Source organism: Streptomyces nodosus, from assembly GCF_008704995.1.
Taxonomy (GTDB): Bacteria; Actinomycetota; Actinomycetes; order Streptomycetales; family Streptomycetaceae; genus Streptomyces; species Streptomyces nodosus.
Genome location: NZ_CP023747.1, coordinates 4,951,405 through 4,971,321, shown reverse-complemented (window position 1 = coordinate 4,971,321; position 19,917 = coordinate 4,951,405). Strand labels below are relative to the sequence as shown.

The following is a 19,917-nucleotide window of genomic DNA, read 5'->3' as shown; positions in this document are numbered from 1 at the left end:
GGTCGTGCAGACTCGGCCGTATGGACATCATCATCAGACCGGCCACCCCCGACGAGTACGAGACCCTCGGCGAGATCACCGCCCGGGCCTACCTCCGGGACGGACTGCTCGACTTCGGGGACGACGACGCCTATCTGGGTGAGCTGAGGAACGTCGCCAAGCGGGCCGCAGCCGCCGAGGTGCTGGTCGCCGTCGAGCGGGACCGGGTGCTCGGCGGGGTGACCTTCGTGCCGGACGGCGGACCCATGGCCGACATCGCCGGCCCCGGGGAGGCCGAGATGCGGATGCTCGCCGTCGACCACGCCGCCCGCGGGCGCGGGATCGGCGAGGCCCTCGTGCGCGCCTGTGTGGAGCGCGCCAGGGCCGTGCCAGGGCAAAGGGGCCTGGTGCTGTCCACCCAGCGCTCCATGCACACCGCCCACCGCATCTATGAACGCCTCGGATTCACCCGCTCACCGGACCGCGACTGGAACCCTCTGCCCCACCTGGACGACCTCACCCTTCTCACCTATCAGTTGACACTCTGACACACTCCGGAACCGATGCGGCACAACATCTGGGGGTGCCACCGCGACCCGGCACAAGATGTATGCTCGTGCTCGCTGTCGCCGCAGGGGAATCCGGTGCGAATCCGGAACTGTCCCGCAACGGTGTACTTGTGCGTGTTCGCCCCCGAGGTGTGCGCCCGAGCGTCAGTCCGAGGACCTGCCGACAGCGCGCCCGGCCGTCCGGCCCGGGCGCTGCCGTCCGGGCCTCGTGGAGTGGGCCGGCGGACACGACGCCGCGCGCGCTCGTGGCTGCCCCCTGCCCTCCGCCGGGCCCCGTGCCGAGCGAGGGAGAGCCCCACGTGACCATCGCGCCAGCCGATCCGGCTTCAGCGACACCGTCCATGACGTCGACGGTGGCAGACGGTCCCGGTACCGCACTGCTGCGGACCCTGACCGAGCTGACCGCCGACCTCCCCGACGCCGACCCCGGCCGGGTCGCCGCCGCCGCGCTGCGCGGCCGGTCCGCCCGTGCGGACGAGGCGGAGCTGCGCGAGCTGGCCACGGAGGCCGCCGCGGGACTCATCTCCGAGGACCCCGCCTACTCCCGGCTGGCGGCCCGGCTGCTGACGATCGCGATCCGGGCCGAGGCCGCCTCGCAGGGCGTCGCCTCCTTCACGGGCTCCATCTCCGTCGGGCACCGCGAGGGCCTGATCGCCGACCGCACCGCGGAGTTCGTGCGCCTGCACGCCTCCCGCCTGGACGCGCTGATCGACGAGGGGGCCGACGACCGCTTCGGCTACTTCGGCCTGCGCACCCTGCACAGCCGCTACCTCCTGCGGCACCCGATCACCCGCAAGGTCATCGAGACGCCTCAGCACTTCATGCTGCGGGTGGCCTCCGGCCTCGCCGAGGACGACAGCGCCCGTGCCGTGGACGAGGTCGCCGCGCTCTACGGGCTGATGAGCCGTCTGGACTATCTGCCCTCCTCCCCCACCCTCTTCAACTCCGGCACCCGGCACCCGCAGATGTCCTCCTGCTATCTGCTGGACTCCCCGCTGGACGAGCTGGACTCCCTCTACGAGCGCTACCACCAGGTCGCCCGCCTGTCCAAGCACGCCGGCGGCATCGGCCTCTCGTACTCCCGCATCCGCTCCCGCGGCTCCCTGATCCGGGGCACCAACGGGCACTCCAACGGCATCGTCCCGTTCCTGAAGACCCTGGACGCCTCGGTCGCCGCGGTGAACCAGGGCGGGCGCCGCAAGGGTGCCGCCGCCGTCTATCTGGAGACCTGGCACTCCGACATCGAGGAGTTCCTGGAGCTGCGCGACAACACCGGCGAGGACGCCCGCCGTACGCACAACCTCAATCTGGCGCACTGGATCCCGGACGAGTTCATGCGCCGGGTCGACTCCGACGGGACCTGGTCGCTGTTCTCCCCGTCCGATGTGCCGGAACTGGTCGACCTCTGGGGCGAGGAGTTCGACGCCGCCTACCGCAAGGCGGAGGCGGCGGGCCTGGCGAAGAAGACGATGCCGGCCCGGGACCTGTACGGCCGGATGATGCGCACCCTCGCCCAGACCGGCAACGGCTGGATGACCTTCAAGGACGCCGCCAACCGCACCGCCAACCAGACGGCCGAGCCGGGCCATGTCGTGCACTCCTCCAACCTCTGCACGGAGATCCTGGAGGTCACCAACGACGACGAGACCGCGGTCTGCAACCTGGGCTCCGTCAACCTGGGCGCGTTCGTCGACCCGGCGAAGGACGACATGGACTGGGAGCGGCTGGACGCCACCGTGCGCACCGCCGTCACCTTCCTCGACCGCGTCGTCGACATCAACTTCTACCCGACCGAGCAGGCCCGGCACTCCAACGCCCAGTGGCGTCCCGTCGGCCTGGGCGCCATGGGTCTGCAGGACGTCTTCTTCCAACTGCGCCTGCCCTTCGACTCCCCCGAGGCCAGGAAGCTCTCCACCCGGATCGCCGAGCGCATCATGCTCGCCGCCTACGAGGCCTCCGCCGACCTCGCCGAGCGCAACGGCACGCCGCCCTCCTGGGAGAAGACCCGCGCGGCCCGGGGCGTGCTGCACCCGGACCACTACGGCGTCGAGCCCACCTGGCCGGAGCGCTGGGCGGCCCTGCGGGAGCGCGTCGCGACCGTCGGCATGCGCAACACGCTGCTGCTGGCCATCGCCCCGACCGCGACCATCGCCTCCATCGCCGGTGTCTACGAGTGCATCGAGCCGCAGGTCTCCAACCTGTTCAAGCGCGAGACCCTGTCCGGTGAGTTCCTCCAGGTCAACTCGTATCTGGTGAAGGACCTCAAGGCGCTCGGCGTCTGGGACGCCCGCACCCGTGAGGCGCTGCGCGAGGCCAACGGCTCGGTGCAGGACTTCGTCTGGATCCCCGAGGACGTACGGAAGCTGTACCGCACGGCGTGGGAGATCCCGCAGCGCGGCCTGATCGACATGGCGGCCGCCCGGACCCCGTATCTGGACCAGGCCCAGTCGCTGAACCTCTTCCTGGAGACGCCGACCATCGGCAAGCTCTCCTCGATGTACGCGTACGCCTGGAAGCAGGGGCTGAAGACGACGTACTACCTGCGCTCGCGCCCGGCGACCCGGATCGCCCGCGCCGCCCAGGCGCAGCCCACCATCCCCGTCCAGCAGGTCGCCGACCCCGACGCCGTGGCCTGCTCCCTGGAAAACCCCGAGACCTGCGAGGCCTGCCAGTGATGAGCGACCGTCCCTCCCGAAACCAGAACCTCCTCGATCCGGGCTTCGAGCTGACCCTGCGTCCCATGCGCTATCCCGACTTCTACGAGCGCTACCGGGACGCCATCAAGAACACCTGGACCGTGGAGGAGGTCGACCTCCACTCCGACGTCGCCGACCTCGCCAAGCTGAGCCCGGGCGAGCAGCACCTCATCGGGCGCCTGGTGGCCTTCTTCGCGACCGGTGACTCGATCGTGGCCAACAACCTGGTGCTGACGCTCTACAAGCACATCAACTCCCCCGAGGCGCGGCTGTATCTGTCCCGCCAGCTCTTCGAGGAGGCCGTCCACGTCCAGTTCTATCTGACCCTGCTGGACACCTACCTCCCGGACCCGGAGGACCGTGCCGCCGCCTTCGCGGCCGTGGAGAGCATCCCCTCGATCCGCGAGAAGGCGGAGTTCTGCTTCAAGTGGATCGACTCGGTCGACAAGATCGACCGGCTGGAGTCCAAGGCCGACCGCCGGCGTTTCCTGCTCAACCTCATCTGCTTCGCCGCCTGCATCGAGGGCCTGTTCTTCTACGGGGCCTTCGCCTACGTCTACTGGTTCCGCAGCCGGGGCCTGCTGCACGGCCTGGCCACCGGGACCAACTGGGTGTTCCGCGACGAGACGATGCATATGAGCTTCGCCTTCGACGTGGTCGACACCGTGCGCAAGGAGGAGCCGGAGCTCTTCGACGACGAGCTTCAGCAGCAGGTCACCGACATGCTGCGGGAGGCGGTCGAGGCCGAGCTGCAGTTCGCCCGTGACCTGTGCGGTGAGGGCCTGCCGGGCATGAACACCGCCTCGATGCGGCAGTACCTGGAGTGCGTCGCCGACCAGCGTCTGACGCGCCTCGGCTTCGCCCCGGTGTACGGCTCCGAGAACCCCTTCTCCTTCATGGAGCTCCAGGGCGTCCAGGAGCTGACCAACTTCTTCGAGCGGCGTCCCTCGGCCTACCAGGTGGCGGTGGAGGGCACCGTCGACCTGGACGAGGACTTCTGACCGGCGGTCCGCCGAACACCCCCCGGCGCACGTCCGGATGACCCTCGGGTCATCCGGACGTGCGCCGCACGGTCATCGCGGCACGGCCCTCAGCAGCAGCCTGCGCGGACGCAGCGTGATGCCGATACGGGGCCCGTCGTCGGAACCCGGCACCTGCTCGAAGCGGAAGGCGGAGGCCACCACCCCCACGATCAGGGTGAGTTCGGCCATCGAGAAGTGGTCGCCCGGGCACTTCCGGTTGCCCACGCCGAACGGGGCCATGGCGTACTTGGGGACGTCCTTGGAGCGCTCGGGCAGCCAGCGGTCGGGGTCGAACGCCTCGTGCCGTCGGTAGGACCGGGGATCGCGCTGGATCGCGTACGGGCTGTACACCACGTCCGAACCGGCCGGAATGCGATACCCGCCGAGTTCGGTGTCGGCCACCGCCCGCCGCGTCAAAATCCATACGGCCGGGCGCAAACGCATTGCCTCCACGATGACATTCGCGGTGTGCGTCAGCTTCCGGACGTCCTCGAATGCCATCCTCCGGTCGCCCACGACGGTTTTCACCTCGTCGCGGATCTTGTCGGCCTGCTCCGGGTGATCCGCGAGGACATGGAGCAACGACATGACCATGGAGCCCACCGTTTCGCTGCCGGCGGTGACTATCGCGACGACCTGGTCGTGGATCTCCTGTTCCCCGATGGGCTCCCCATTCTCGTCCTTCGCCTCCAGCAAAGCCGTCAGCAAATCGTCCGGTTTTTGACCGGATGCCCGGCGGTCGGCGATGATCTCATCGACCAGCAGATGCAAATCGGCCAATGCCCGGTTGAATTCGCGGTTCGCCGGGAGCGGCAGGCGGTACAGCGGCCCCAGCGGCACGACCATGCGCTGGTACATGCCGCTGAAGAGCGTGGTGAGCGCGGCGCAGATGCGGTCGGCGTGGGCGTCCATGTAGCCACCGCGCATCAGACAGCGGGCGACGACGCGGACGGCCACCCGGAAGGCCTCCGAGGTGGCGTCGACGGTCTCCCGGGAGCCCCAGCGCTCCACCAGCGCATGTGCCTCCTCCGCCATGATCGGCCCGTAGCCGGGGATGGCGTCCAGCCGGAAGGCGGGCTGGATCGCCCGCCGCTGGCGCCGGTGCAGCGGCCCGTTGGTGGTGGCCACCCCCTGCCTGCCGAGCAGCCCCTCGAGGGACTCCCACAGCGCGCCGCCGATGTGGTAATCCGTGCTGAGGGCGAGGGCCCCCGTGAGTTCCGGGGTGGTGACGGCGTACACCGTCTTCGGCCCCAGCCTCAGCCGTACCACGTCGCCGTCGTCCCGCAGCCGGCTCAGCAGGCCCAGGGGGTCGCGGGCCAGCTTCCAGCCGTGGCCGAGGCCGGGCAGTCCGCCCGCGGCGAGCGGCGGGACACGCGGGTCCGCCGGGGGCCCGGACGGTGCGGGCACCCCCTGGTCGAGCGTGGGCGGGGAGGGGGAGGAAGCCGGGGACGGGGAGGACGGTTCCACGGTCATCGGTCACCTGTCGCTTCGTTGTTGACATAGGGGGGCGTCGAGCGGTCGTCCCAGCTGTCGACCATGTACCGGCCGGACTCGTGGTGGAACCAGTACACAGTGCTGAACCAGTTCCGCATATTCATGGCGATGTCCTTCACCACGGCGCTCAATTCCCTGCCGGGTACGGTCCCATCGGTCAGACGGTCGGCGAACCGCAGCATCTCCTCCTCCGCGACAAGGAATTCGGATACGCATTCCCCGACCCGTCTCCTCACTTCCCCGACGGCTTCTTCGAGGGTTAATCCTTCGTGGTGGATGAGACTGATCCCGAGATTGTGGACCTCATCCCCCGCTATTTCCTTGGGGAGTGAGCACAGGTCGTTGTACCAGGCCGCGAATTCCTGGCTCAGCAGCGCCGCCCGCCGATATGCGGGATGTTTCCTCACGAAGTCCGGCAGTTCATGTCCCGCGACGGGTTCGAGCAGATCGGTCCAGATCCAGTGCGCGAAGGTGAGCCGGCGGAGTTCCAGGTACTCCTCGACCGTCGGGACGGTTCCGGTGGTGCGGTTGTCGAACTCCCGGTCGTACGCCTCGATCACCGCACGGAAGTGCCGGGCGAAGCGTGCGTTCCAGCTCGGCCCGAGGAACGAGTACAGCCGCCCCACACTGTCCGCGAACCCCGCGACCAGGGGATCCGGGTGGTGCAGATGGTCCTCGGGGGCGTCCAGGGCGGTGTGCAGCCGGTGCGTCAGCCGCCGCCAGGCGGCGGGCCGCCGGTGGACGATGTCACGGTCGTGACGGTCGTCCCAGACGAAGAACCATGCGCTGTAGTCCGCTATCGCCTGGAGGACCTCGTCGGGGGCTCCGAGGTAGTAGCCCGCCATGAGGTCGGTGTAGCACAGACCGTCGGCGTACTCCTCGACCTTGTCCGCCGGCATCAGCCGCTTTTCCAGCAGCCAGGAACGTGTGTTCTCCTGCAGTCGGGGCCAATACGGGTGGAGTCGACGGGTGAAGTCGGTCTCGATCACCGGCACCCTCAGTGCCGGTGGAACCGTGACCGCGGTCACCGTCGATGTAGTGCTGTGTGGGAAAGCTGGCACGAACAAACCCCTCTCAGCAGTCGGTTGACGCCACGCCCCTCCCGTCGTGCCGGGCGTGCGCCGTCGCGTATCCCGTGCTTTCCATTCAGCACTACAACTCACCTGACTGGGAATGGATTTGGCTCACTCTCTACCCGACGGAGCCGAGAATCTGCGGTGGCCGACGCGACGGGGATCGGTCTGTCCGTACAGAGGAGCGAATACGCACCGCACACATGAACGACGCCCGGTCGGGAGGGGTCCCGCCGGGCGTCGTCGTGAAGCGTTTCTCAGTCGTTGGCCACCACGGGGTAGCGCGGCTCGTTCTCGGCCATCTGCCGCAGGGCGTCCTTGCGGTCGCGCTTGGAGAGCCGGTCGATGTAGAGATAGCCGTACAGATGATCCGTCTCGTGCTGCAGACACCGGGCGAAGTAGCCGGTGCCCCGCACCTTGACCGGGTTGCCCTTCTCGTCCTGACCGGTCACCTCGGCGTAGTCGGGGCGGGCGAGCGAGGCGTAGGCGGTCGGCACGGACAGGCAGCCCTCGTTGCTGTCGTCCAGTCGGCGCCGGTCGGCGGGCAGGTCGACGAGCCGGGGGTTGCAGACCACCCCGACGTGCCGGACGCCCTCGTCGTCCTGGCAGTCGTAGACGAAGACCTTGAGATCGACACCGATCTGGTTGGCGGCCAGGCCCACGCCCTCGGCGGTGCGCTGGCTGGCGAACATGTCCGCGACCAGGGTCTGGAGCTCCGCACCGAAATCGGTGACGTCCTTGCACTCCTTGTGCAGCACCGGGTTCCCGACGACCGTGATCGGCCGGGAGGTGCCGCGCTCGCGCCAGGCGGACTCGCGTTCCGCCGCGCCCTCGGCGTCGTTGAGGAAGCCCTCGTCGTCCACGGGGAGCACTCCCGCGTGCTGCTGATCAGTGTCCTGCTGCGCCATGACCGACGTATGCCTTCCTGCAATCTGTGGTGAAACCTGCGCGTACAGCCTACGGCGCGTGCCCGGCCGCCTCGCCGAGATCCATTACCGGAGCGGACCGGAGCCCGCTCAGCAGACCTCTTCGAGGTCCCGCCAGTCCCGGGAGTCCGGGCTGTCCGCGACCCAGCCGTCGAGGAGCCCGCGCACCAGCGAGGCGGGCGCCGCGATGCCGCACTCGCGCTCGGGCACCCACAGCTGCCCGTCCGTGCGGTGCCCCAGCGGCCCCGGGTGCCCCGGCACACTGCGGTCGTGCGGGTCCAGATGCTCGCCGTCGCCCTCGTCGGAGGGCATCCGGGACTCGGAGCAGGGACGACACAGCAGCCGCACGGACGAGGACCAGTCCTCGGCTGCGAAGCCGGCGTCGGCGGCCAACTGCTCCAGGGCGTCCCGGTCGTCCTCGGTCGCGGCCTCCAGCAGGACCACCCAGGTGGGCACCGGCGAGGGCGCCCACAGCTCGATCTCGTCGAAGACGGGGTACGCGTGACCGGCGGCCGTGGTGCGCTCACCGTGCGGTACGCCGTCGTGCAGCACGACCTCGCCCCAGCGGCGCCCGGAGGACGGCAACGGGACGGAGAGCACCTCGATGCGGGCCGGGTCCAGCCTGCGCCCCCACACGACCTCGGCCTCGCCCTCCGGCGACAGCCGCACGGCCGCGCTGCCCAGCTCCATCCCGGCGGGCTCGTCGAAGACGGAGCCGCCCTGCCCCGCTCGCGGCCGGGAGGGGAGCCCGGGCACCCTCAGCCCGTACGCCTGCCAGGCGCGCCGGGCCAGCGGCCAGTCCTGCAGGGCGGTGGCGGCGATGCCCACGTTCCACCAGTCGGGAGCCCCGGTCTCCCGGTCGAGCAGGGCCACGGCGCGCAGCCCTGCGGCGCGGGCCTGCTCCCAGTCATGGCGGAACTTGTGCAGCAGGGCGAGGTTGAACCAGGACTCCGACAGCCAGGGCTCCAGATCCGCGGCACGGGTCAGCAGCGCTCCCGCGTCCTCGTAGCGGCCGTCGCCCATCAGCGTGAACGCGCGGTCGGTGGCCTGCCGCCAGGAGGCGGAGGGCCGGTGCCGTCCCTTGCCGAAGATCCTCACGATTCCCGCCTGCCAGTCCCTTGCGATTCCCGCCTGTTGAATCCTTGACGTCCGCGGAGACCACGGGCCGAGAGTGCCCCCGGCCACCCTCTCCTCGCATCCAACCACGTACCGCCGGACGGGCGCTCCTTACCCATCGGTCACCCCGACGCCGGCACGACGCATCACCCGGGGCAGGGGGTGGGTGCGGGTACGGGTGGGCACCGTGGTGCACGAGGGCCTCACCCAGGGGGGTCCCCACATGAGCGAGGCCGGAGAACGGGAAGCGGCCGGGACCGGCAGGGCGGCCCCTTCAGGCGCCGGAGCCCGGCGGAAGCCGGTCCGGCGGGACGGTGGAAAGGGGGTCCGTGGGTCCCGGGACCCACGGACGAGGGGATGCTGACGGCGACGACGCACCAGGGTCGATCGGACGCTCCCGAACCGGAGTTCAGGACTCCTGCGGGGTCGCGGTCACATCGTGCTCGGGCACCGTCTGGCCCGAGCGGATCAGGTCGAGGCGGCCCATGACCTTGGCCCTCAGGTCGCTCGGCACGTCGTCATGCCCGCAGCACCGCTTGACCAGCTTCTTCACGGCCTGTTCGAGCCCGTACTTCTCCAGGCACGGCGAGCATTCCTCGAAGTGCTGCTGGAACTTGGAGCGGTCCATGTCCGGCATCTCGCTGTCGAGGAACTCGTAGAGATGGTCGAGGACCTCACTGCAGTCCGTCTCGTGCGGCTCTCCGCAGCTCATGAGCCCGAGCCTTTCGCTTCGTTCGACTCTCCGGCGCCGGCCGGGACCAGCCCGCGATCACGGGCGTAGTCCTCCAGCATGCCGCGCAGTTGACGGCGGCCCCGGTGCAGCCGGGACATCACCGTACCGATGGGTGTCCCCATGATGTCGGCGATCTCCTTGTACGCAAAGCCCTCCACGTCCGCGAGATAGACGGCGATGCGAAATTCCTCGGGGATCGCCTGCAGCGCCTCCTTGACGTCCGAGTCGGGCAGGTGGTCGAGCGCCTGCGACTCGGCGGAGCGCAGACCGGTCGACATGTGCGACTCGGCGCGGGCGAGCTGCCAGTCCTCGATCTCCTCGGCCGCGCTGCGCTGGGGTTCGCGCTGCTTCTTGCGGTACGAGTTGATGAAGGTGTTGGTGAGGATCCGGTACAGCCACGCCTTGAGATTGGTGCCCTCACGGAACTGGTGGAAGGACGCGTACGCCTTGGCATACGTCTCCTGCACGAGGTCCTCGGCGTCGGCCGGGTTGCGGGTCATCCGCAGCGCTGCCGAATACATCTGGTCGAGGAACTCCAGCGCGTCGCGCTCGAAGCGCGCACTGCGCTGGGCGGACGACTCCGCGCCCGTGCCCCGGCCCTCGGGCTGCTCCGCCCGGCCGTTGTCGGTCCCTGCGTCGGTACCGGTGACCGGACCCACCTCCTCCAGCGACGTGGTGGGACCCGAACCGACCCCACTGGAATCGGAGGATAGACGAACATCCCTGCCCGCCGCCGCCCGAGCAGGGGCGGTTTTCGCCGCGTGCAGCACCGTCCAGTCCAGGTCGGAGCCGCCGCGGCGGGCCTCGAGGGGTGCCGCGCGCAGCGCGTCGTCGCCAGGACGGTGCTGGGCGACGGAAGGGCAGATGGTCGAACCCATGCGGCGGACTTCCTCTCGGGCTGGGGTGCGCGGCCGGCGCTGTCCGATTCCGTCAACAGCGGTCCGCCTCCCGGCATTCCCGGGAGTCACCCGAGTGACACGGTCCACTCCGTCACGGCACCGGTGATGATCTCCAGGGCACGCTCCTGGGTGAGGTCCGCGCGCCGGGGGACGGCGAAGCCGTGATCGGCGTACGGCACCTCCACGATCTCGTACGCCGGCCCGCCCGCCCCGCCCAGCGGGAACTCCGCCGGCCTGCCGAACGGATCGTTGCCGCCCTGGACGACCAGCGTGGGCAGGCCCGTGCCGAGCAGTTCGTCGGCGCGGGACTTCTCCGGCCTGCCCGGCGGGTGCAGCGGGAAGCTCAGCGCGAGCACGGCGACGGCACCGAGCTCGGCGGCCGTACGGCAGGCGACCCTGGCTCCGGCGCTGCGCCCGCCGGCGACCACGGGCAGCCCGGGGCCCTCCAGCACGGGCCACAGCCCGCGCCAGCCCAGGTCCAGCGTCCTGGGCGCGGGCGCCACCTTCTTCCCGGCGACCCGCCAGGGCTGCTCCACCAGGGCGACGCTCACACCGTGCGCGGGCAGCACCCGGGCCAGCGCCCGCAGATCCCGCGCCTCGACGCCCCCGCCCGCGCCATGGCCCAGGGCCAGCACGAGCCCGGGCCGGTCCGCCCGGTGCCAGGTGACACGGGCCGTCCCGGCGTCGGTCTCGACGGTCTCCGTGGTGTCGCTCGTCTCTGCCGCACCGGCTGCGTCCGCCATCGCCCTCACGTCCGTCGCGTCCGTCGCGTCCATCGCCCGGGTCGCATCAGAAGAGTGTGCCCTCTTCCGGGGCCTCGAGCTCCTTCAGCAGCTCCGGACCGTTGTTGCGGACGTTGCTGACCGCGGTGGACACCGGATACGCGCGCATCAGACCGGGCGGCGGCGGATCCAGCAGGGCCCTCAGCTCCTCGGGGTCCGTGCGGGACGGGTCGAGCCAGGCGTCCCAGCGGTCGGGGGTGAGCATCAGGGGCATCCGGGGGTGGATGGCGGACAGGGACCCCGGGCCGTCGTCCGGGGCCACGGCCAGCGGGGCGGTCTCCGCCTCGGTGGTGATCACCGAGCAGGTCACCCACCAGGCCCGTGGATGGTCGTCGGGCAGCGTCCGGTCCCGCCAGAACTCGTAGAGACCGGCCATCGCGAAGACCGAGCCGTCGGCGGGCAGCACGAAGTACGGCTGCTTGCGCGGCCGCTTCTTCCTGCCCTCGACCTCCAGCTCCCGCTCCTGGCTGCCGGTGACCCACTCGTAGTAGCCGTCGGCGGGCAGGATGCAGCGCCGGGCGGCGAAGGCCCGGCGGTAGGAGGGCTTCTCGTGCACGGTCTCGGCACGTGCGTTGATCATCCGGGCGGCGCCCTCCGGCGACTTCGCCCAGGACGGCACGAGGCCCCAGGTGAGCCGGCGCAACTGGCGAACCGGCCGCCGGTCGTCGGCGTCCTTCAAAGGGCGGTCCAGGATCGCGTGGACCTGCTTCGTCGGAGCCACGTTGTAGTCGGGCGCCAGTGTCTCCTCGGGCTCCCTCCCGCCGGCGCCCGACTCCGCTCGTACGGGAGGGGCCCCCACCTCGACGTCGAAGATTCCCGCGAGATCCTCGGGGCTGCGACTCGCTGCATACCGTCCGCACATGCCTGCCACACTGCCAGACCCGACCATCGCACCGGGAGCCACCTCCGACCATGGACAACCTCGCCTCGACCGGCCCGCTCTCACTGCCCGACCTCTGGGACCGGGTGACCGGCAGCCAGCCCCATCCCGATCTCTGGGTGGTGATCGCCACTCTGGTCGCCGCGCTCGCCGTCGTCGTCCCGCACGGGGCCTGGCGGATATCGCGCAACGCGGTCACCATCGCGCACGAGGGCGGCCACGGCCTGATCGCGCTGGTCACCGGGCGCACCCTCACCGGGATCCGGCTCCACTCCGACACCAGCGGCCTCACCGTCAGCCGCGGCAAGCCCCACGGCCTCGGCATGATCCTCACGGCCGCCGCCGGTTACACCGCTCCCCCGCTCCTCGGCCTCGGCGGCGCGGCACTGCTCGGCGCCGGGCGCATCACCCTGCTGCTGTGGCTGGCCACCGCGCTGCTCATCACGATGCTGCTGATGATCCGCAATGCCTACGGCGCGCTGACGGTGATCCTCACCGGGGGCACCTTCCTGCTGGTCTCCTGGCTGGCGGAGCCGCAGGTGCAGTCGGGGTTCGCCTATGCGGTGGTGTGGTTCCTGCTGCTCGGCGGGGTGCGCCCGGCCTTCGAGCTCCAGGCCAAGCGGTCGCACGGCGGCGCCCCTGACTCGGACGCCGACCAGCTCTCCCGGCTCACCCATGTGCCGGCGGGGCTCTGGCTCTTCTTCTTCCATGTGGTCTCACTGTGCTCACTGATGGGCGGCGCCCAGTGGCTCCTACGCCTGTGACCACCCGGAAGGGAAACTGCGCCCCAAAGGGGCGCGAGGAACTGCGCGACCAGCCCCGACAAACCCGCACCCACCCCACCGCCCCGCAGGCCCAGGAGGGAAGGCGCCCGACGGGGACGCGGGGAACTGCGCAAAAACCCCCGCCGCAAACCGAGCGCGCCCCGACACACCGGCCCACCCACGGGTGACCCACAGCCCCGCAGGCCCCCGGTGCCGATCAAGATCTGGTCCCAGGACCAGCCACTAAAGTGGGGCGCATGACCCTGAACCCCGCACACACCGCCCTCTGGCCCGCCCCGCACGCGAGCGGAGCCGTCGACGCGACGGTCCACGTGCCCGGGTCCAAGTCGGTCACCAACCGTGCCCTGGTGCTCGCCGCCCTGGCCTCCGAGCCCGGCTGGCTGCGCCGCCCCCTGCGCTCCCGCGACACCCTGCTGATGGCCGGCGCCCTGCGGGCGATGGGCGTCGGCATCGAGGAGGGGGTCGACCCCTACGGCTCCGGCGAGACCTGGCGGGTGATCCCGGCCGCGCTGCACGGCCCGGCCACGGTCGACGTCGGCAACGCGGGCACCGTGATGCGCTTTCTGCCCCCGGTGGCCGCGCTCGCGGACGGCCCCGTCCGTTTCGACGGCGACCCCCGCTCGTACGAACGCCCGCTGAACGGCGTGATCGACGCCCTGCGCGTCCTCGGCGCCCGTATCGACGACGACGGCCGCGGCGCGCTGCCGCTGACCGTGCACGGCTCCGGCGGTCTGGACGGCGGTCCGGTGTCGATCGACGCCTCCTCGTCCTCCCAGTTCGTCAGCGCCCTGCTGCTCTCCGCCCCGCGCTTCAACCAGGGCGTCGAGGTCCGCCACACCGGCGCGACGCTGCCCTCCCTGCCGCACATCCGTATGACCGTGGACATGCTGCGCGCGGTCGGCGCCCAGGTGGACACCCCGGAGTCGGGCGGCGAGCCCGGTGTCTGGCGGGTCACCCCGGGCGCCCTGCTCGGCCGGGACCTGACCGTCGAGCCGGACCTGTCCAACGCCCAGCCCTTCCTGGCGGCCGCCCTGGTGACCGGTGGCACGGTCGTCGTTCCCGACTGGCCGGCCCGCACCACCCAGCCCGGCGACCGGCTGCGCGAGATCTTCATCGAGATGGGCGGTTCCTGCACGCTGACCGAACGCGGTCTGACGTTCACCGGTTCGGGTGCCGTCCACGGCATCGATGTGGACCTGGGCGAGGTCGGTGAGCTGACGCCCGGCATCGCGGCGGTCGCGGCCCTCGCGGACTCCCCGTCGACGCTTCGCGGGGTGGCCCATCTGCGACTGCACGAGACGGACCGGCTTGCCGCGCTCACCAAGGAGATCAACGAGCTGGGCGGCGATGTCACCGAGACCGCCGACGGGCTGCACATCCGCCCGCGCCGTCTGCACGGCGGGGTCTTCCACACCTATGACGACCACCGCATGGCCACTGCCGGTGCGGTCATCGGCCTGGCCGTGGAGGGAGTGGAGATCGAGAACGTCGCGACCACCGCGAAGACGCTGCCCGACTTCCCCGACCTGTGGACCGGGATGCTCGGGGACTGACGGGCGGACTGGGATCATGCGCCGCTACGGCAAGCACACCGACGAGGACGACATCCGTACCCGCCCCAACCGCAGGGGCAACCGGCCGCGCACCAACATCCGGCCCAAGCACGAGGACGCGGCCGAGGGCATGGTGCTCACCGTCGACCGCGGCCGGCTGACCTGCCTGGTCGAGGGCCGTACGGTCATGGCGATGAAGGCCCGTGAGCTGGGCCGCAAGGCCGCGGTGGTCGGCGACCGCGTCGCCCTGGTCGGCGATCTGTCCGGGGCGAAGGACACCCTGGCCCGGATCGTCCGCATCGAGGAGCGCACCTCCCTCCTGCGCCGCACCGCGGACGACGACGACCCCTATGAGCGTGTGGTGGTCGCCAACGCCGACCAGCTGGCCATCGTCACCGCCCTCGCCGACCCCGAACCCCGCCCGCGTCTGATCGACCGCTGTCTGGTCGCCGCGTACGACGGCGGCCTGGAACCGTTCCTGGTGCTGACCAAGTCGGACCTCGCCCCGCCGGACAAGCTGCTGGAGCTCTACGGGGCGCTGGACATCCCGTATGTCGTCACCAGCCGTGACGAGCTGGAGAACGGCGATGCCGCCGACCGGGTGCGCGAGCAACTGGACGGCAGGGTCACGGCCTTCGTCGGGCACTCCGGAGTGGGGAAGACGACGCTGGTCAACGCGCTGGTGCCGAAGGACCGGCGGCGCATCACGGGCCATGTCAACGCGGTGACCGGCCGCGGCCGGCACACCACGACCTCGGCGCTCGCGCTGCCGCTCGGGGACGCGGACGGCTGGGTCGTGGACACCCCGGGGGTGCGGTCCTTCGGTCTGGCGCACATCGACCCGTCCCGGGTGATCCACGCCTTCCCCGATCTGGAGCCGGGCACCGAGGGCTGCCCCCGCGCATGCAGCCACGACGAGCCGGACTGCGCGCTGGACGCCTGGGTGGCCGAGGGACACGCGGACCCGGCGCGGCTGTACTCGCTGCGCAGGCTGCTCGCCACCCGGGAGCGGCGGGAAGGGGACTGACCTCCGTGTGGTTTGGGGTCCCGGCCCGCCGGTAAATGGTTACGGCACAGGCGTGATCCGACCAGTGGATGCAGTCGACGCGGGGACGCGGGAGGACGAGACATGGCGTGGCTGCTGGTCATCGTGGCCGGAATACTGGAGACCGGCTTCGCCGTCTGCCTCAAGCTCTCGCACGGTTTCACCAGGATCTGGCCCACCGTGGCATTCTGCTGTTTCGCCCTGGGCAGCTTCGGTCTGCTCACTCTCTCCCTGAGAAAGCTGGACGTGGGCCCGGCCTATGCGGTCTGGACCGGCATCGGCGCCGCCGGGACGGCCGTCTACGGCATGGTCTTCCTGGGGGATCTGGTCTCCACGCTGAAGATCGTCTCGATCACGCTGGTGATCGTCGGGGTGATCGGCCTGCAGCTGTCGGGCTCGGCCCGCTGAGCGGGACCGGACGTCAGCGCAGCTGCCTCGGCAGGGCATGGCGCACCAGCTCCGCGACCCGGCCCTGACCCGGCGGGGCCACCGCGCAGGACAGTGACAGCCGGACGACCAGCTCACAGGTGCGGGCCAGCTCCCGCACCTCCCCGGTGGCCGTCCCGGGGCCGGCCAGCGCGGCGACGGCCCGGTCCCGTACCAGCGCCACGAAGTCCGAGGGCGACGGCAACGGCCCGTCCGCCCTGCGCTGTGCGGGCACCGCCGAGGTGGAGGGCACCGCCGAGAGCGGCGGAGCGGGCAGCCTGTCGTCCCAGCAGCCGGTGAGCATGGCGCGCACCAGCACGTTCTCGCGGGCGGCGGCAGCGGTCCACTCGGCGGCCGCGGTCAGCCGCTCCCCCGGGTCCGAGGGGGCGGTGAGCACACGCTCGACGCCGGTCAGATAGCCGTCGGCCTCCCGGCGCACCAGGGCCCGGGCGAGCCCCTCCTTGCTGCCGAACTCGTTGTACAGCGTCTGGCGGGAGACCCGGGCCGAGGCGGCCACATCCACCATGCGCACGGAGGACCACGGACGGCGCAGGAGCGCCGCATAGGCGGCGTCCAGCAGGGATTCCCGCGCTGCGGGCATCATCGCCTCCTCGGGGCCGACGGCTCCGACGCACAGGTTCGACGGGCACCCCCGCACTGTCAAGGGTCCATGGCGGCGCCAGGGGCCGTCACCGGTCATCGCTCACGGTGAGCATACGACGGCGTCCGGTCACCGCGGAGGGGTGGGTCCCCCGAACCGCGGGGATCTCCCGGCAGTGTGGCCCTGGCCCCGACGGGGCGGCTACCGTTCGGTCATGCCCGACTATCTCGATGACCTGCGACTCGCCCATGTGCTCGCGGACGCCGCCGACGCCGCGACCACCGCCCGGTTCAAGGCCCTCGACCTCAAGGTGGAGACCAAACCGGACATGACGCCGGTGAGCGAGGCCGACAAGGCCGCCGAGGAACTGATCCGCGGGCAGCTGCGGCGCGCCCGCCCCCGGGACGCGGTGCTCGGCGAGGAGTACGGCATCGAGGGCACGGGGCCGCGCCGCTGGGTCGTCGACCCCATCGACGGCACCAAGAACTATGTGCGCGGGGTGCCGGTGTGGGCCACGCTGATCTCCCTCATGGAGGCGGGGGCCGGCGGCTATCAGCCGGTCGTCGGTGTGGTCTCGGCCCCCGCGCTGGGGCGCCGCTGGTGGGCCGCGAAGGGGCACGGCGCGTTCACCGGCCGCAGTCTGTCCTCGGCCTCCCGAATGCAGGTCTCGCGTGTCTCGACGCTGTCCGACGCGTCCTTCGCGTACTCCTCGCTGTCGGGCTGGGAGGAGCAGGGCCGGCTGAACGGCTTCCTGGATCTGACCCGTGCGGTCTGGCGCACCCGGGCCTACGGCGACTTCTGGCCCTACATGATGGTGGCCGAGGGCTCCGTCGACCTCTGCGCCGAGCCCGAGCTGTCGCTGTGGGACATGGCGGCGAACGCGATCATCGTGACGGAGGCGGGCGGTTCCTTCACCGGACTGGACGGACGCCCGGGCCCGCACAGCGGCAATGCGGCCGCCTCCAACGGGCTGCTGCACGACACCCTGCTCGACCACCTGAACGACCGGCACTAGGGCGTGCCGCCGGGCCCCGCCCACGCTCCGGCGCACCGGGGAGTGCCCTTGGACGTGGGACACGCGCCCCGCCTTGTCGACTCGCCCCGGTCCTGAGAAGCTGGGAGTCCCCCCACTTGTGAATGTGTGAAACACGGCGCAGGTGTACCGGCGGTGACGATCACCGTGGCCAGGACCCTGCGCCGGCGCGTCGCAGCGCGTCCCCAGGAGGTGGCTCCGTCCCATGCTTGTCCGTGACGCCATGACCACGGTGGTCCTCACCATCGGCCCCGCACACACCCTCCGCCAGGCGGCGGCCCTGATGTCCGCCCGCCGTGTCGGAGCGGCCGTGGTCCTCGACCCGGACTCCGGCGGACTCGGCATTCTCACCGAGCGTGACATCCTCAACTCGGTCGGGCTCGGCCAGAGCCCGGACATCGAGCGGGCCCACGCCCACACCACCACGGACGTCGTGTTCGCCGCGCCGTCCTGGACCCTCGAGGAAGCCGCGCGCGCCATGACCCACGGCGGTTTCCGGCATCTGATCGTCCTCGACCACGACGAGCCCATCGGCATCGTCTCGGTGCGCGACATCATCCGCTGCTGGACACCGGCGCGACAGCGTGTCCCGGCGGGGACCGCGTGGGGCGGAGCCTGACGGTTCGCTCCGTGCCCGGGACCACCGGTCGCCTCCGTCCCGGGCACGCGAGCGGGCCGGACCCCCCCACAGGGAGCCCGGCCCGTCCCCTACGACAAGCGGTGTCCAACCCGGTTCAGCCGCGCAGGGCCTGGACTGCGGCCTCCAGGCGCTTGCCGAAGTGTCCGTCGGCCCGACGGAAGTTGCTGATCGCGCGCTCGGCGATGTCGTCGCGCGACACCTTGGCGATGAAGCCCGCCAGGTTGCCGATCAGACGGCCCTTCTCGTCCTCCGACATCAGGCGGTAGAGGTTGCCCGCCTGCACGAAGTCGTCGTCCTCGGCGTGGGCCGGGGCCTCGTGGTCGCCGGTGCCGGCCGTGAAGTCCGCGCTCGGCTGCCACAGCGGCCGGTCCGTCTGGAACGGGCCGCCGAAGCTGTTCGGCTCGTAGTTCTTCGCGCCCTGGTGGCGGCCGTCGTACAGATGGCCGTCACGGGAATGGGTGCGCGCCTCGGTGGCGTGCGGACGGTTCACCGGCAGCTGGCCGGCGTTGATGCCGACGCGGTAGCGGTGGGCGTCGCCGTAGGCGAAGAGACGGCCCTGGAGCATCTTGTCCGGGGAGGGACCGATGCCCGGGACGAAGTGCGCGGGGCTGAAGACGGACTGCTCGACCTCGGCGAAGATGTTCTCCGGGTTGCGGTTGAGCTCCAGCCTGCCGATCTCGATCGGGGGGTAGTCCTCGTGCGGCCACACCTTGGTGAGGTCGAACGGGTTGAAGCGGTAGGCCGCCGCCTCGGCCGCCGGCATGATCTGCACCTGCACGGTCCAGCTCGGGTACTCGCCGCGCTCGATGGACTCGCGCAGATCGCGCTGGTGGGAGTCGGGGTCCTCACCGGCGAGCCTGTCGGCCTCGGCCTGGGTGAGGCTCTTGATCCCCTGGTCGGTCTTGAAGTGGTACTTGACCCAGAAGACCTCGCCGGCCTCGTTGTTCCACTGGTAGGTGTGGGAGCCGTAGCCGTTCATGTGGCGGTACGAGGCCGGGATGCCCCGGTCGCCGAACAGCCAGGTCACCTGGTGGGTGGACTCGGGCGACAGCCCCCAGAAGTCCCAGACGTTGTCCGCCTCCTGCGAGCCCGTGTACGGGTCGCGCTTCTGGGTGTGGATGAAGTCGGGGAACTTGATGGCGTCCTTGATGAAGAACACCGGGGTGTTGTTGCCGACGAGGTCGTAGTTGCCCTCTTCGGTGTAGAACTTCAGCGCGAAACCGCGGGGGTCCCGGACCGCGTCCGCGGCGCCGAGGTTGCCGGCCACGGTCGAGAAGCGCAGAAAGGTCTCGGTCTCCTTGCCGACCTCGGAGAGGAACGCGGCACGGGTGTACCGGGTGACATCGGCGGTGACCGTGAAGGTGCCGTAGGCGCCGGCGCCACGGGCGTGCACCACTCGCTCCGGGATGCGCTCACGGTTGAAGTGCGCCAGCTTCTCCAGAAGGAGCTGGTCCTGGACGAGAACCGGGCCGCCGACGCCCGCGGTCTCGCTGTTCTGGTTGTCGGCGACCGGTGCACCGGCCTCCGTCGTGAGCGGTCCCTGCGTCACGTCCGCCTCCTGCGTCATCGCCCAACCGTTCTTGTTCCTTAGCCAAAGCCGATCTCGATCCTACAATGGACAATGTCTAAGTCAAGCTGTGCTCCAAAGTCACATCGATTCGGGAC

Annotated in this window: 19 protein-coding genes and 1 riboswitch; of the genes, 9 read left to right on the top strand and 10 right to left on the bottom strand. The window is 70.7% G+C overall.

The window, feature by feature from the left end; translation table 11 throughout:
* Nucleotides 1–20: 20 nt before the first annotated feature.
* From CP978_RS22515 to CP978_RS22505, 3 genes are all read left to right on the top strand, one after another.
* Nucleotides 21–527 (top strand): GNAT family N-acetyltransferase, encoded by a 507-nt coding sequence (locus CP978_RS22515; RefSeq protein ID WP_043443742.1) that lies wholly within the window; start codon nucleotides 21–23, stop codon nucleotides 525–527.
* 62 nt (nucleotides 528–589) lie between these two features.
* Nucleotides 590–727, top strand: a riboswitch (cobalamin riboswitch).
* Nucleotides 728–847: 120 nt separating this feature from the next.
* Nucleotides 848–3,223 carry a ribonucleoside-diphosphate reductase subunit alpha gene (locus CP978_RS22510; RefSeq protein WP_043443741.1) on the top strand — a complete coding sequence of 792 codons (2,376 nt, stop codon included), beginning with the start codon at nucleotides 848–850 and terminating at the stop codon, nucleotides 3,221–3,223.
* Complete coding sequence (locus CP978_RS22505) at nucleotides 3,223–4,245, top strand: ribonucleotide-diphosphate reductase subunit beta (RefSeq protein ID WP_043443739.1); 1,023 nt, start codon at nucleotides 3,223–3,225, stop codon at nucleotides 4,243–4,245. The genes CP978_RS22510 and CP978_RS22505 overlap by 1 nt, the downstream gene beginning before the upstream one ends.
* Nucleotides 4,246–4,317: 72 nt before the next feature.
* Here CP978_RS22505 and CP978_RS22500 read toward each other — a convergent pair whose 3' ends face one another.
* From CP978_RS22500 to CP978_RS22465, 8 genes are all read right to left on the bottom strand, one after another.
* Nucleotides 4,318–5,739: a bifunctional albaflavenone monooxygenase/terpene synthase gene (locus CP978_RS22500; protein ID WP_052454242.1), complete on the bottom strand. Its 1,422-nt coding sequence runs from the start codon at nucleotides 5,737–5,739 to the stop codon at nucleotides 4,318–4,320.
* The gene (cyc1, locus tag CP978_RS22495) at nucleotides 5,736–6,821 is read right to left on the bottom strand and encodes an epi-isozizaene synthase (RefSeq protein ID WP_107070564.1); all 1,086 of its coding nucleotides are present in this window, start codon (nucleotides 6,819–6,821) and stop codon (nucleotides 5,736–5,738) included. Before cyc1 ends, CP978_RS22500 begins: the two co-directional genes overlap by 4 nt.
* 269 nt (nucleotides 6,822–7,090) lie before the next feature.
* The gene (def, locus tag CP978_RS22490; protein WP_043443735.1) at nucleotides 7,091–7,741 is read right to left on the bottom strand and encodes a peptide deformylase; all 651 of its coding nucleotides are present in this window, start codon (nucleotides 7,739–7,741) and stop codon (nucleotides 7,091–7,093) included.
* Nucleotides 7,742–7,849: 108 nt separating this feature from the next.
* Nucleotides 7,850–8,857 (bottom strand): tetratricopeptide repeat protein, encoded by a 1,008-nt coding sequence (locus CP978_RS22485; RefSeq protein WP_043443733.1) that lies wholly within the window; start codon nucleotides 8,855–8,857, stop codon nucleotides 7,850–7,852.
* A 427-nt stretch (nucleotides 8,858–9,284) separates the two neighbouring features.
* Nucleotides 9,285–9,587, bottom strand: coding sequence for a mycothiol system anti-sigma-R factor (rsrA, locus tag CP978_RS22480; RefSeq protein WP_043443731.1), 303 nt, complete (start codon nucleotides 9,585–9,587; stop codon nucleotides 9,285–9,287).
* Entirely contained in the window at nucleotides 9,584–10,267 is a 684-nt protein-coding gene (gene sigR, locus CP978_RS22475; RefSeq protein WP_043443729.1) for an RNA polymerase sigma factor SigR, read from the bottom strand. The genes rsrA and sigR overlap by 4 nt, the downstream gene beginning before the upstream one ends.
* 305 nt (nucleotides 10,268–10,572) lie before the next feature.
* Nucleotides 10,573–11,250: an alpha/beta hydrolase family protein gene (locus tag CP978_RS22470; RefSeq protein ID WP_052454611.1), complete on the bottom strand. Its 678-nt coding sequence runs from the start codon at nucleotides 11,248–11,250 to the stop codon at nucleotides 10,573–10,575.
* A 46-nt stretch (nucleotides 11,251–11,296) separates the two neighbouring features.
* Nucleotides 11,297–12,151 carry an SOS response-associated peptidase gene (locus tag CP978_RS22465; RefSeq protein WP_043443725.1) on the bottom strand — a complete coding sequence of 285 codons (855 nt, stop codon included), beginning with the start codon at nucleotides 12,149–12,151 and terminating at the stop codon, nucleotides 11,297–11,299.
* A gap of 50 nt (nucleotides 12,152–12,201) precedes the next feature.
* On the opposite strand from CP978_RS22465, the gene CP978_RS22460 reads away from it, so the two are divergent.
* The 4 genes from CP978_RS22460 (at nucleotide 12,202) to CP978_RS22445 (ending at nucleotide 15,960) form a co-directional block, all read left to right on the top strand.
* On the top strand, nucleotides 12,202–12,933 hold the full coding sequence (locus CP978_RS22460; protein WP_043443723.1) for a M50 family metallopeptidase: 732 nt from the start codon (nucleotides 12,202–12,204) through the stop codon (nucleotides 12,931–12,933).
* Nucleotides 12,934–13,190: 257 nt separating this feature from the next.
* Nucleotides 13,191–14,507 carry a 3-phosphoshikimate 1-carboxyvinyltransferase gene (gene aroA / locus CP978_RS22455; protein WP_043443722.1) on the top strand — a complete coding sequence of 439 codons (1,317 nt, stop codon included), beginning with the start codon at nucleotides 13,191–13,193 and terminating at the stop codon, nucleotides 14,505–14,507.
* 16 nt (nucleotides 14,508–14,523) lie between these two features.
* Nucleotides 14,524–15,534 carry a ribosome small subunit-dependent GTPase A gene (gene rsgA / locus CP978_RS22450; protein ID WP_043443720.1) on the top strand — a complete coding sequence of 337 codons (1,011 nt, stop codon included), beginning with the start codon at nucleotides 14,524–14,526 and terminating at the stop codon, nucleotides 15,532–15,534.
* A gap of 102 nt (nucleotides 15,535–15,636) precedes the next feature.
* On the top strand, nucleotides 15,637–15,960 hold the full coding sequence (locus CP978_RS22445; protein WP_043443718.1) for a DMT family transporter: 324 nt from the start codon (nucleotides 15,637–15,639) through the stop codon (nucleotides 15,958–15,960).
* 13 nt (nucleotides 15,961–15,973) lie between these two features.
* Here the strand turns inward: CP978_RS22445 and CP978_RS22440 are convergent, their stop codons facing one another.
* Nucleotides 15,974–16,582 carry a TetR/AcrR family transcriptional regulator gene (locus tag CP978_RS22440; RefSeq protein ID WP_174498663.1) on the bottom strand — a complete coding sequence of 203 codons (609 nt, stop codon included), beginning with the start codon at nucleotides 16,580–16,582 and terminating at the stop codon, nucleotides 15,974–15,976.
* A 211-nt stretch (nucleotides 16,583–16,793) separates the two neighbouring features.
* On the opposite strand from CP978_RS22440, the gene hisN reads away from it, so the two are divergent.
* Both hisN and CP978_RS22430 read left to right on the top strand, forming a co-directional pair.
* Entirely contained in the window at nucleotides 16,794–17,594 is an 801-nt protein-coding gene (gene hisN / locus CP978_RS22435; protein WP_043449277.1) for a histidinol-phosphatase, read from the top strand.
* Nucleotides 17,595–17,817: 223 nt separating this feature from the next.
* Nucleotides 17,818–18,231 (top strand): CBS domain-containing protein, encoded by a 414-nt coding sequence (locus CP978_RS22430; RefSeq protein WP_043443715.1) that lies wholly within the window; start codon nucleotides 17,818–17,820, stop codon nucleotides 18,229–18,231.
* Between the two features lie 115 nt (nucleotides 18,232–18,346).
* Here CP978_RS22430 and CP978_RS22425 read toward each other — a convergent pair whose 3' ends face one another.
* Nucleotides 18,347–19,819 carry a catalase gene (locus CP978_RS22425; RefSeq protein WP_043443714.1) on the bottom strand — a complete coding sequence of 491 codons (1,473 nt, stop codon included), beginning with the start codon at nucleotides 19,817–19,819 and terminating at the stop codon, nucleotides 18,347–18,349.
* Nucleotides 19,820–19,917 lie beyond the last annotated feature (98 nt).